This window comes from bacterium CG_4_10_14_0_2_um_filter_33_32, from assembly GCA_002792735.1.
Taxonomy (GTDB): domain Bacteria; phylum Patescibacteriota; class CPR2_A; order CG2-30-33-46; family CG2-30-33-46; genus CG2-30-33-46.
The window spans coordinates 1-11,185 of the sequence record PFOW01000078.1 but is presented as its reverse complement, the minus strand read 5'-3'; the positions used below and the strand labels follow the sequence as shown (position 1 = coordinate 11,185).

Genomic DNA, 11,185 nt, shown 5'->3' with positions numbered 1-11,185 from the left:
AAATATCTTTTATTTGAAAATATTAGTATCTTTACTCAAAAACTCATGGAACACTTAATATGGTACAATACAAAGAGAATACACCAATCTTTAGGTAATATTTCACCCATTGATTATTTAATAAAAACTGTTCCGGAGTCTCAAATGTGCGTGACGCGTACAAATAGTTGGCTTGATTTGCTAGTTCACTTATTATTAACCTAGTAATCAATTAAAAAAATGCCAAAAATTTATGGAGTAAATACAATTTGGGGAGTTAATCCAAAGAACGTGCGGGATGCAATGGTTCGTTGTTTTGCTCAAGTCCATAAGGAAGTGATGCTAGACTGTCAAAAAATGGAAAAAATCTTTAAACCTCAAGAAGTTGAAGAGATAAAGCAGCTTAATATTAAACACATGATATGTGCTTTATTTGAAGAAGTCGGAGGAGATTTCAATAATCCTGATAAGAAAAGTATTCTTTTAGTTTTAAAAAAATTAAAAGGAGTTGCAAAGAATTTTCGTTCACCAGAAATTGTTAATAGGCATTACTGTGAGATAAAAACTCTTGTTGAGAGATTACAAGATATTTAAACTCAATGCCCCAAAGGGCATTTTTTAATTGGTTAAATTATGAAGGATAATAATAAATATTTTCAAATATCTCTTAAGGTAATTATTAAAAATAAATCAGGGCAAATGCTTCTTCTCAAGTTGCCCGAAAATAGTTCAATGGCTGGTTATTATGATTTTCCAGGAGGTTATATAAGAACAAAAGATATAAACGAAAATTTTGAGACAGTGACAAAAAGGGAGATTAAAGAAGAATTAGGAAATGACTTTAAATATACCCTTAAAATGTCTCCCATTTCTATCGGGAGACATCAAACTATCTCAAAATCAGACAGAAAGAAAAAAGATGTGGTTTGGATATTTTTTGAGGGTTTATATAAGGGAGGGAAGATTAGAATTTCCGAAGAACATACTGGTTATGAATGGACATATCTTAAAAAAAGTCAGCTAGAGAAATATTTTAGAAAAGGCGCATTAGATGGCATGAATAACTATTTTAAATGGAATAAATTCTAAATTAATTATTTTTTATAAACCAAGTAACTGATTAATTTTTTCTTTGTCAAATCCAACTACTACTTCATCATCAATCCATATCTGCGGAACGCCCATTTGCTTCGATTTGTCTACCATTTCCATTGCTGCTTTTTTATCACTAGAAACGTCTATATCTTCATGAGAAATTTGTTTTTCATCAAGATATTCTTTTACTTTTATACACCAAGGGCATGTTGGTGTTGAGAATACTTTTACATTGTGTTGATTGACCATAATTATCTCCTTTATTGCGTTATACTGTTTTAATAAATAATAAAGTATTACTTAGTATAAGTAAATATATAAATTGTTTATTTTAACATTGAATTAAATTAATCATATTCTATCATTTACCATAGAAATATTAAGGAGTTTTTATGATTATAGGTTTATTAATCTTTTTGTTTGGATTTCTATTTTTACTAAAGAATTTGGGAATTGTTATTTTTCCGGCAGGTACGTGGGATATAATTTGGCCAATAATTTTTATAGTTATAGGTTTTTATCTAATCGGTGTTTCTTCGAGGATTAGGAATTACAGATCTAGGCTTTTTGGTAAATATTATCATTTTAAGGATAAAGGTAAGCATTTTTTTACAGGGAAAAACGAATATAAAGATAATTATTCCGATGAGAATAAAGAAGAATGAGCTTTTTAGACTATATTAAGTCAATAGATTAAGAGTATTGACACTACAATGCCGTGCTGCTATACTATTTAAATATATCACTTGTAAAAGTGGTATTATTTTATTTTTATAATAAAGATGGAAAAGAAAAAACAGGCAAAATCAGTAGTTTATCCAGCAATGATCGAAATCGGATTTAGAATTAGTATACCTTTAGTTTTATTTACGCTTTTAGGGGTTTGGTTGGATAAGACATTTCGTACAAGCCCGCTATTTTTATTTTTAGGGATATTTTTTTCTTTATTCATGTCCGCATATGGTATTTATGGTATATATAAGAAATATATAAAAGGAAACAAATAATGCATATTTCGATTGCTGCAGAACAAATATTCAATATCGGCCCAATACCTGTTACAAACAGTATGTTAGCAACGGGCGTTGTTTCTATGGCGCTTGGATCTTTATCTTTTTTAGCTACAAAGAAAATGAGTAAGGTACCAAAAGGGATTCAGAATGTTTGTGAAGCTATTGTTGAAGCATTATTGAATCTAACTGATAGTATTACTAAGGATCGAAAGTTATCACAAAAGATTTTTCCGCTTATCGCAACATTCTTTATATTTATACTTTTTAATAACTGGTTTGGATTGCTTCCGGGGTTCGGTACTATAGGTTTTCACGAAGTCAGCAAAGAAGGACAGGAAGTATTGGTACCATTTCTTAGAGCGGGTACCGCTGATTTAAATACAACTGTAGCACTGGGTGTTATTGCTGTTTTGAGCGCGCAGGTTATAGGTATTGCTGCTTTAGGTTTTGTAAAATATTTTAAAAAATTTATTAACTTATCTTCTCCAATATTATTCTTTGTAGGACTGTTAGAACTTGTTGGTGAAGTTGTAAGAGTAATTTCATTTGCCTTTAGGCTTTTCGGTAATATTTTCGCAGGAGAAGTACTTTTGACAGTTTTAGCCACCTTGATACCTTACGTAGTGCCTTTGCCATTCTATATTATGGAGTTATTTGTTGGGTTTATACAGGCACTTGTTTTTACTATGTTAGCCTTAGTATTTATAAAAATGGCTACCATAAGTCACGAAAATCATTAATTTATATCAAAAATAATTGGGGGAGATAAAAAAGGAGAGTAAAAATGGAAAAAGAAGCAGCACAACTATTGGCAACAGGATTAGCTATTGGGTTAGGCTCAATAGGACCAGCTATTGGTATTGGCTTGTTAGCAAGTAAAGGGTTAGAAGCTATTGGAAGGAATCCTGAAGCATCAGACAAAATTCAGTCAAACTTAATTCTTATGGCTGCATTCGCAGAAGCCATCGCTATCTATGCATTAGTTATAGCCTTGATTATTAAATTTGTTTAAGGGGTTTAATAAATGGAAGCACTAAAAGCAATCGGCATAGAACCAAAACTTCTTATAGCGCAAGCAATAAACTTTGCATTGCTTTTATTGGTGCTATACAAATTTCTTTACAAGCCTGTATTAAAGGTATTAGAGGATCGATCCAAAAAGGTAGAAAAGAGCTTAAAGCAATGCAAAGAGATAGAAGAAAAAGTTGAGACCACTGGCAAGGAACGCGAAGAAATTATTTTGAAGGCTAAAAAAGAAGCGTCAAATATTATTAAAGAAGCCAGAGAGAGCGGAGAGCAAGTTAAATCATCCATGATTGAGTTAGCGAAAAATGAAGCTAATGGGATAATATTAGATGCAAAACAGGAAATAATTGAAGAAAAAGAGTTAATGTTAGAAGAATTAAAAGAAGAAACAGCTGATATTGTATCAAAGGCACTACAATCTATTATAAAGGATGATACTTCTAGACTTGACAATATTTTAATAGGAGAAGCTGTTAATGAGTTAGATAAGGGAGAGGTTGATAATGCTTAAAGCGTGGGATATTGCGGAAGCGATTTCCAAAATCGCCGAAGGAAAAGATTCTGAAAAAATAGAGAAAATTGCCAAAAGAGTAATGAAATATTACCCGCATAAAGCACCTTTTATTTTAAAAGCCCTTGAGAGAATAAAAGACTTCGATGAAACTCGGGTTTTAGTCATTTCTGCTAGGGAGTTGTCATCATCAGAAAAGGAACAGATCCAAAATTCTATTTCTGCTAAATATAATGACCATTTAGAATTTGAGTTTGAAATTACAGAAACGATTGGTGCCGGTATTATTATAAAAAAGGGCGAATTTGTTATAGACAGCAGTTTGAATAATTTAATAAACCAGCTATCTGATAAAATAAAAAATTGCAACATTAGTATAGGAGTATAAATGTCAAACAGTAAAGAGATATTGATTAAAAAAATTACCGAGGAATTGGAAAATTTTAAACCTGAACCTTCAACCTATAAATCAGGTAAGGTAATTTCCGTAGGAGACGGTATTGCTAGAGTAACTGGTTTAAGCGAAGTAATGTCATTTGAGATGGTGCAGTTTCAAAGCGGCAACTATGGAATTGCCTTAAATCTTGAAGAAGATTCTGTTGGTATTGTTATTATGGGAGAATATGATTCTGTCTGTGAAGGGGATGAAGTTAAATGTACAGGAAAAATTCTTGAAGTACCTGTTTCTGATGATGTAATGGGTAGGGTAATTGATTCTCTAGGAAATCCAATAGACGGGAAAGGCGAAATTAAAGCAGATAAATATTGTTTAGTAGAAAAGATTGCGCCAGGCGTTATAAGCCGAAAATCAGTATCTGTTCCTTTGCAAACAGGTATTAAAGCGATTGACTCTGTAATACCTATCGGTAGAGGACAGAGAGAATTAATTATCGGCGATAGGCAGACAGGAAAAACAGCGATTGCTATCGATACAATAATCAATCAAAAAGACAAAGATGTTATATGTATATATGTAGCAGTTGGTCAAAAAAAATCCAAGATTGCAAAGATAGTTTCTGAGCTTGAGAAAAATGGAGCAATGAAAAACACTATTATTGTAATGGCTAGCGCTTCTGATCCCGCCCCAATGTTGTTTATCGCCCCTTATTCAGGTGTCGCGGTCGGTGAATATTTTATGGATCAAGGCAAAGATGTTTTAGTTATTTATGATGATTTATCAAAACATGCATGGGCTTATAGGCAAGTATCCTTACTTTTGAGAAGGCCGCCTGGGAGAGAAGCATATCCTGGTGATGTTTTTTATCTTCACTCAAGATTATTAGAAAGAGCATGCAGAAGAGATAAAAAATATGGCGGCGGATCTATTACAGCGCTTCCCATTATCGAGACCCAAGCCGGAGATGTTTCAGCCTATATTCCAACAAATGTTATATCAATTACGGATGGACAAATCTATTTGGAATCCGATCTATTTTATCAAGGTATTAGGCCGGCTTTAAATGTGGGGTTATCAGTTTCTAGAGTTGGATCTGCGGCTCAAGTTAAGGCAATGAAGAAAGTTGCAGGTAAGTTAAGGTTAGAATTAGCTCAATTTAGAGAATTACAGTCTTTTGCTCAATTTGCTTCTGATCTTGATGAAGAGACAAAAAAACAAATCGAAAGAGGCAAAAGATTAGTAGAGATATTAAAACAGGATCAGTACAATCCATTGTCAGTTGAGAAACAGGTTTCTATTATTTACGCTGCTACTAATGGTTATTTAGATGACATATCCATGGAAAAAGTTCCTGTTTTTGAAAAAAATCTTTATGAAAATCTTGATTTAAAAAATAAAAAATTTGCTGAAAAGATTTTGAAAGAAGGTGACTTAACTGACGAAATAGAAAAAGAACTGAAAGTGATAATTGAAAAGGTGAAGGAAGGGGTTTAATGGCTGGCGCTAAGGAGATCAGAAGAAGAATAAAATCCGTATCGAATACCAAGCAGATTATTAAAGCTATGGAATTAGTTTCTGTTGTTAAAATGCAAAGAGCTGTTAGTAATAACTTGGCATCGAGATCATATAGTAAGTCAGCAGATGAAATATTATCAAACCTTTGCGAGGGTATTAATCTATCTGACCATCCTTTTTTGTTGCCTAGAGAAGGAAAAAGAAAGTTAGTTATTCTTGTCACTTCAGATAGGGGTTTATGCGGCGGTTTGAATATGAAAGCTATAAAAAAAGCTTTAGATGAAAGCAAAGATTGTAATGAAGTTGGTTTTATAACTATTGGCAGAAAAGGGAGGGATTTTCTAAAATCATATGGCTATAAAATAATTGCTGAATTTACCAAAATAGATGATCATCCCAATTTTAGTCAAATTATGCCTATTATAAACGTAGTTACCGGCGATTTTTTAGCCGATAGATACGATCAAGCTGTTTTAGTTTATTCGCATTTTCAATCAATTCTTATGCAGAAACCGACTGTTTTAAATCTTTTACCTTTTTCCGGCCCTAATGTTTGTAATTCAGGGCAAGATAAAATTACATTCGAGCCAGACAAAGATAAAATTTTAGATAGTTTAATACCAAGAATGTTGGAAATTAAAGTTTGGCAGTCTTTTTTAGAATCAATTGCTTCAGAACATTCAGCTAGAATGGTTGCAATGAAGAACGCCAATGAAAATGCAGAAGAATTGATATCCGATTTAACACTTACATTTAATCAAACAAGGCAGGCGGGCATAACAAAAGAAATTGCTGAGATATCTGCCGGAAAAATGACATTAGAAGAATAAAGGAGTTATATATGAATGAAGGAAAAATAGTTCAAGTTTTAGGTCCGGTAGTTGATGTTAGATTCGACGAAAAAATTCCCGCCGTTTACACGGCTTTAGAAATAGAAAACGGTTTGGTAGTTGAGGTACAGCAGCATTTAGGAGAAGGTATCGTAAGGACGGTATCTATGAGTTCTACTGATGGTTTAAAAAGAGGCCAAAAAGTAGTTGATACAGGGATTCCAATATCCGTTCCGGTAGGTTCGGAAACTCTAGGCCATATGTTTGACGTTTTAGGTAATCCAATTGATGGGGTAGAGTTTAAAGGTTCCTGGAAAAAATATCCGATACATCGTTTATCACCTAAATTTTCTGATCAATCTAAAGAAACTGAAGTTTTTGAAACCGGTATAAAAGTTATAGATCTTATTTGTCCTTTTATTAAGGGTGGAAAAGTTGGATTATTCGGGGGAGCTGGAGTAGGGAAAACTGTTGTTATTACTGAGTTAATCAGAAATTTAGCGACTGAGCACGGAGGCTATTCGGTATTTGCCGGAGTGGGGGAAAGAACCAGAGAAGGAAATGATCTTTATTATGAAATGAAAGAATCAGGCGTTTTAGATAAAACATCATTAGTTTTTGGGCAAATGAATGAACCCCCAGGGGCTCGTTTAAGGGTTGCTTTATCGGCTTTATCGATGAGTGAATATTTTAGAGACGAGGAAGGTAAAGATGTTCTTTTATTTGTAGATAATATTTTCCGATTCACTCAGGCAGGTTCTGAAGTATCTGCTCTTTTGGGTAGAGTCCCTTCAGCAGTAGGTTATCAGCCAACTTTAGCGACAGAGATGGGCGAACTTCAAGAAAGAATTACTTCTACAAGTAAGGGTTCTATTACCTCGGTACAGGCCGTGTATGTGCCGGCGGACGATTTAACGGATCCGGCGCCTGCAACAACTTTTGCCCATCTTGATTCAACGGTAGTATTGTCAAGATCACTTTCAGAACTAGGTATTTATCCGGCCGTTGATCCGTTAGATTCCACCTCAACCGCTTTAGACCCAAGGCTTGTTGGGCAAGAGCATTATGATGTTGCTCGCGGAGTTCAGAATGTTTTACAAAAATATAAAGATTTGCAAGATATTATAGCTATCTTAGGTATGGATGAATTGTCTGAACAGGATAAACTAATGGTTGCAAGAGCGAGAAAAATTCAGAAATTTCTTTCACAGCCATTTTTTGTTGCAGAAGTCTTTACTGGGGTTTCCGGAAAATATGTAACATTAGAAGAAACAATCCGAGGATTTAAGGAAATTCTAGAAGGTAAGCACGATGATAAGCCCGAACAGTCATTTTATATGAAGGGATCAATAGATGAAGTAGGATCCAAAGAAAAATCAAAAGACGAGAAAGCAAAAAAATAAATCCAAATTATATAACCGTTAGGTAAGTTAATGAAAAAAATAAATCTTAAAATTACTACTCCGGAAAGAGTTCTTCTAGAAGAAGAAATTGATGAAATTGTTGTGCCGACGAGATCAGGACAAATTACTGTTCTTCCTGATCATGAATCTTTGATTTCTGAAATTGTTCCAGGAGAAATGATTATCAGAAACCAAAAGCAAGAAAAAATTGTTCTAATTTTTGGAGGTTTTATTCATGTTCAGACTGGTAGTAAAGTTATTATTTTAGCCGATAGTGCCGAGCATTTACATGAAGTAAATGAGAAAGAGGCAGAAGAAGCTAGAAGAAGGGCAGAGGCGTTTATGCGGGAAGTTAGGAATGATAAAGAAAGATTTGCTGATGCAGAGGCTGAATTAATAAGGAATCTTGCAAGATTAAAGGTAATAAAAAAATATCATTCCAGACGGGGAATGAAGTTAGAATAATAGGTTTTTGAATTAGCGCTATTATTTTTGGTAAGCATAAAATACTAGATATTGCTAATTTTTAATGAAATACCTAAAATACTATTAGCTATTGATTAAGGATAAAAATTGACGATGGAAAAAGTAAAAAGATATCATCTTACTTTAAATTTTTATGGGTGTGATTCAAGACAGTTGGACGATGCTAATCTTTTCTACAAAATACTTAACGAAATGCCGGAAAAAATCGGCATGAAAAAGCTGATATTACCGTATGTTATACAAGGGATTTATTACCCAGGTGTTACCGGTTTTGGTTATTATAGAAACCTCTCATTTAAGTTTTCATTCCTTTAGCCATACTGGCCAGCTTATGTTTGATCTTTTTTCTTGTCAGCCATATGATTCAAACAAGATAGAAGAAGAGCTTGTTTCTATCTTTCTGCCCCAAAAAGTGACAAGAAATTTTATAGAAAGCGAATAATTTTATTAGCTTGATTTTATCTTCAAAACTGATAGAATATTTTTTTAAAGCAGCGGTTAAAATAAATGGAAGAAATGCAAGAAATAAAAAACCAGGAGATCAGAAGTTTTCTTGACGAGATTAAAAAGATTCGCCAGGAAGAAGAGCAAGACAAAGATGCCCCAAAAATTAAAGCATCGCTTACAATAAGTAGGCTGGCTTTTTTCTATGAGAAAGCACGAAACTCACTGGAATACAAAGATGAGCACCTTATTATCAAAAGCGCTATTGAGCGAATTTTAAGAAGAAAGTTTTTTGCTTATAATCCTGACCAGCCTTTAGCTAAGGGTATATTATTTGAGCTAATCAGCGGCGGTTATATAGCCAATGATTCAGTTCCTGAAACTAAAATAGAAAAGATTACAAGAATACTTGATAGATACTATTATCTTTTCAGCAATTTAGTGAAAAGGCCGAATAGAAGGATAATTGCTTCAATTGTAGCCTGTGCAATCGAGGAGTCTCTAAATCGGGGAGTAAAAGAAAAAGAGGTGCTGGTTAATTTTACTTATCAAACCATAAGGGGAAAATTGCTTCTTGATAAATTTGTTGATGAACATACTGTGGATACGCAACTTTATATAGCAATCCATAGAACATTATTAAAATCCGATTATCAAACTATAAGATATAGGTTATTAAAGAACATTATCCCTAATCTAGAAGATTTTGATACAAATATCCATGATATCCTGCTGAAATTTGAGGATGCAAACAATTTGATCGATTATCTTTTTAAAGATAAATTAAAAAATAATTTTCTGAAATTTTGCCGTAAATCAGTTCCACCATTTTCTGTTTTAGGAAAAATTATTGTCGAAACTCCCATAGAAAAAATAGAGGAATCATTAAACAACGAATTAGAGTTTAAAAGAATCACCGAGACTGCATATAACCGCTGGAGAGACAGGGCTTATAGTAAAATAGGACGCAGTGCAATAAGGAGCGTGATTTTCATTTTTTTTACAAAAATGATATTAGCCTTTGTTCTAGAGGTTCCTTACGATTTAATAGTCAATCAAGAAATAATATGGATACCGCTTTTGTTGAATTTAATGTTCCCGCCTTTTTACATGTTTATAAATACATTTAATATTTCTGTTCCTGGTAGAGAAAATTTAGAAGCCATAAAAGCCTCATTAAAAAAAGTGGCTTTTGATGAAGGTAGCTATAATTATCAGATGAAAGTCAAGAAGAGCGGATCTGTTGGCAAAATAACTTTTTTCTTTATCTATCTTTTAACTTTTGTGATCTCTTTTGTTGGATTAACATATGTTCTTTTGCTGTTACATTTTAATATAGTGGCTATAACTTTATTTTTTATTTTCTTTAGTACAATCAACTTCTTTGTTTATAGAATTTCCCGTGTTGCCAATGAGCTTTTGGTTGTTAAGAGTAGCGGTGGTATAAGAGAAGCTTTTGCGGATTTCTTCTCAGTTCCATTTATAAAACTTGGTCAGTTTTTTTCTTCTAACTTTTCTAAAATAAACATCTTTCTATTCATTTTGGATGTGATTATCGAAACTCCTTTTAAAACAATTATTCAGTTTCTTGAAGATTGGGTGTCATATGCCAAAGAAAAGAAAGAAGACATCTTGGATGAATAAAAGTACATCTCCTTTTTTATATAATGGTTTTTTTCAAATTAATAAGCCCAAAGATTGGACTTCTTTTAAAGTAGTTGATTATATCAAAAGAAAATTTAAGTTTAAAAAAGTTGGTCATGCTGGTACCCTGGATCCTTTTGCCACCGGATTGCTTGTCATTTTAGTGAATAATTATACTAAAAAGTTTTCCGATTTTCTGAAATTTGATAAAGAGTATAATGCGTTAGTTCAATTAGGTAAAATAACTGATACATATGATATTGATGGAAAGGTTATTGAAGAGTATAAGGATAAAATAAAAATTGATAAGAAAAGTATATTAAAGACTATCAAATTATTTGAAGGTGAAATAATACAAAAACCGCCAGCTTTTTCGGCTCTAAAAGTTAGCGGTACGCCTGCTTATAAACTAGCCAGACAAGGCAAAGACGTAGATCTTGCTTCACGGATAGTTGTTATTAAAAATATTAATTTAATTGATGTTAATAAGGATTCTTTTTCGATTAACGTATTATGTTCTTCCGGAACTTATATTAGATCTTTGGCTTTTGATATTGGTAAATCATTAAAATATGGGGGGTATTTATCAAATTTAGAAAGAATTCGTATTGGAGATTATAGACTAACTGACGCTAAAGAGCTGGATAAAATAACTATTGAAGATTTACACGTAATGAAAGACTTTGGTTTGAATATTTGATGACATTATTGTTTAAATCATGTAATCTAACGAACTATTTATTGATGAATAAGTTACGAAACATTTGAGACTCCTGCAAATAACTAAGGAGTTTCCAATATGCATATCAAAGCCTTGTGGTATAAGACTAATTTGCATAGCC

16 protein-coding genes are annotated in these 11,185 nt (G+C 32.8%); 15 read left to right on the top strand and 1 reads right to left on the bottom strand.

The genetic code is table 11. The features are described 5' to 3' along the window. Window positions 1-219 precede the first annotated feature (219 nt). Both COX95_05025 and COX95_05020 read left to right on the top strand, forming a co-directional pair. Entirely contained in the window at window positions 220-573 is a 354-nt protein-coding gene (locus tag COX95_05025) for a hypothetical protein (GenBank protein PIZ85193.1), read from the top strand. 39 nt (window positions 574-612) lie between these two features. Beyond that, window positions 613-1,068, top strand: coding sequence for a hypothetical protein (locus COX95_05020; GenBank protein PIZ85192.1), 456 nt, complete (start codon window positions 613-615; stop codon window positions 1,066-1,068). A gap of 12 nt (window positions 1,069-1,080) precedes the next feature. On the opposite strand, the gene COX95_05015 is transcribed toward COX95_05020, so the two are convergent. Next, the gene (locus COX95_05015) at window positions 1,081-1,323 is read right to left on the bottom strand and encodes an NrdH-redoxin (GenBank protein ID PIZ85191.1); all 243 of its coding nucleotides are present in this window, start codon (window positions 1,321-1,323) and stop codon (window positions 1,081-1,083) included. A gap of 143 nt (window positions 1,324-1,466) precedes the next feature. On the opposite strand from COX95_05015, the gene COX95_05010 reads away from it, so the two are divergent. From COX95_05010 to truB, 13 genes are all read left to right on the top strand, one after another. Continuing rightward, window positions 1,467-1,739 carry a hypothetical protein gene (locus COX95_05010; GenBank protein PIZ85190.1) on the top strand — a complete coding sequence of 91 codons (273 nt, stop codon included), beginning with the start codon at window positions 1,467-1,469 and terminating at the stop codon, window positions 1,737-1,739. Window positions 1,740-1,856: 117 nt separating this feature from the next. Next, the gene (locus tag COX95_05005) at window positions 1,857-2,081 is read left to right on the top strand and encodes a hypothetical protein (protein PIZ85189.1); all 225 of its coding nucleotides are present in this window, start codon (window positions 1,857-1,859) and stop codon (window positions 2,079-2,081) included. Then, window positions 2,081-2,827 carry an ATP synthase F0 subunit A gene (atpB, locus tag COX95_05000; protein PIZ85188.1) on the top strand — a complete coding sequence of 249 codons (747 nt, stop codon included), beginning with the start codon at window positions 2,081-2,083 and terminating at the stop codon, window positions 2,825-2,827. Before COX95_05005 ends, atpB begins: the two co-directional genes overlap by 1 nt. 44 nt (window positions 2,828-2,871) lie before the next feature. Beyond that, on the top strand, window positions 2,872-3,099 hold the full coding sequence (gene atpE, locus COX95_04995) for an ATP synthase F0 subunit C (GenBank protein ID PIZ85187.1): 228 nt from the start codon (window positions 2,872-2,874) through the stop codon (window positions 3,097-3,099). A gap of 12 nt (window positions 3,100-3,111) precedes the next feature. Then, complete coding sequence (atpF, locus tag COX95_04990; GenBank protein ID PIZ85186.1) at window positions 3,112-3,624, top strand: ATP synthase F0 subunit B; 513 nt, start codon at window positions 3,112-3,114, stop codon at window positions 3,622-3,624. Continuing rightward, window positions 3,617-4,012: a hypothetical protein gene (locus COX95_04985; protein PIZ85185.1), complete on the top strand. Its 396-nt coding sequence runs from the start codon at window positions 3,617-3,619 to the stop codon at window positions 4,010-4,012. The genes atpF and COX95_04985 overlap by 8 nt, the downstream gene beginning before the upstream one ends. Beyond that, the gene (gene atpA, locus COX95_04980) at window positions 4,013-5,515 is read left to right on the top strand and encodes a F0F1 ATP synthase subunit alpha (GenBank protein PIZ85184.1); all 1,503 of its coding nucleotides are present in this window, start codon (window positions 4,013-4,015) and stop codon (window positions 5,513-5,515) included. Further along, complete coding sequence (gene atpG / locus COX95_04975; protein ID PIZ85183.1) at window positions 5,515-6,366, top strand: ATP synthase F1 subunit gamma; 852 nt, start codon at window positions 5,515-5,517, stop codon at window positions 6,364-6,366. Before atpA ends, atpG begins: the two co-directional genes overlap by 1 nt. Before the next feature lie 11 nt (window positions 6,367-6,377). After that, window positions 6,378-7,769, top strand: a complete 1,392-nt coding sequence (gene atpD, locus COX95_04970; protein PIZ85182.1) for a F0F1 ATP synthase subunit beta — start codon at window positions 6,378-6,380, stop codon at window positions 7,767-7,769. A gap of 30 nt (window positions 7,770-7,799) precedes the next feature. Beyond that, window positions 7,800-8,234, top strand: coding sequence for an ATP synthase F1 subunit epsilon (gene atpC, locus COX95_04965; protein ID PIZ85181.1), 435 nt, complete (start codon window positions 7,800-7,802; stop codon window positions 8,232-8,234). A gap of 253 nt (window positions 8,235-8,487) precedes the next feature. Then, the gene (locus COX95_04960; GenBank protein PIZ85180.1) at window positions 8,488-8,697 is read left to right on the top strand and encodes a hypothetical protein; all 210 of its coding nucleotides are present in this window, start codon (window positions 8,488-8,490) and stop codon (window positions 8,695-8,697) included. A gap of 65 nt (window positions 8,698-8,762) precedes the next feature. Next, window positions 8,763-10,343, top strand: a complete 1,581-nt coding sequence (locus tag COX95_04955; protein PIZ85179.1) for a hypothetical protein — start codon at window positions 8,763-8,765, stop codon at window positions 10,341-10,343. Then, window positions 10,306-11,043: a tRNA pseudouridine(55) synthase TruB gene (truB, locus tag COX95_04950; GenBank protein PIZ85178.1), complete on the top strand. Its 738-nt coding sequence runs from the start codon at window positions 10,306-10,308 to the stop codon at window positions 11,041-11,043. The genes COX95_04955 and truB overlap by 38 nt, the downstream gene beginning before the upstream one ends. Window positions 11,044-11,185: the final 142 nt, after the last annotated feature.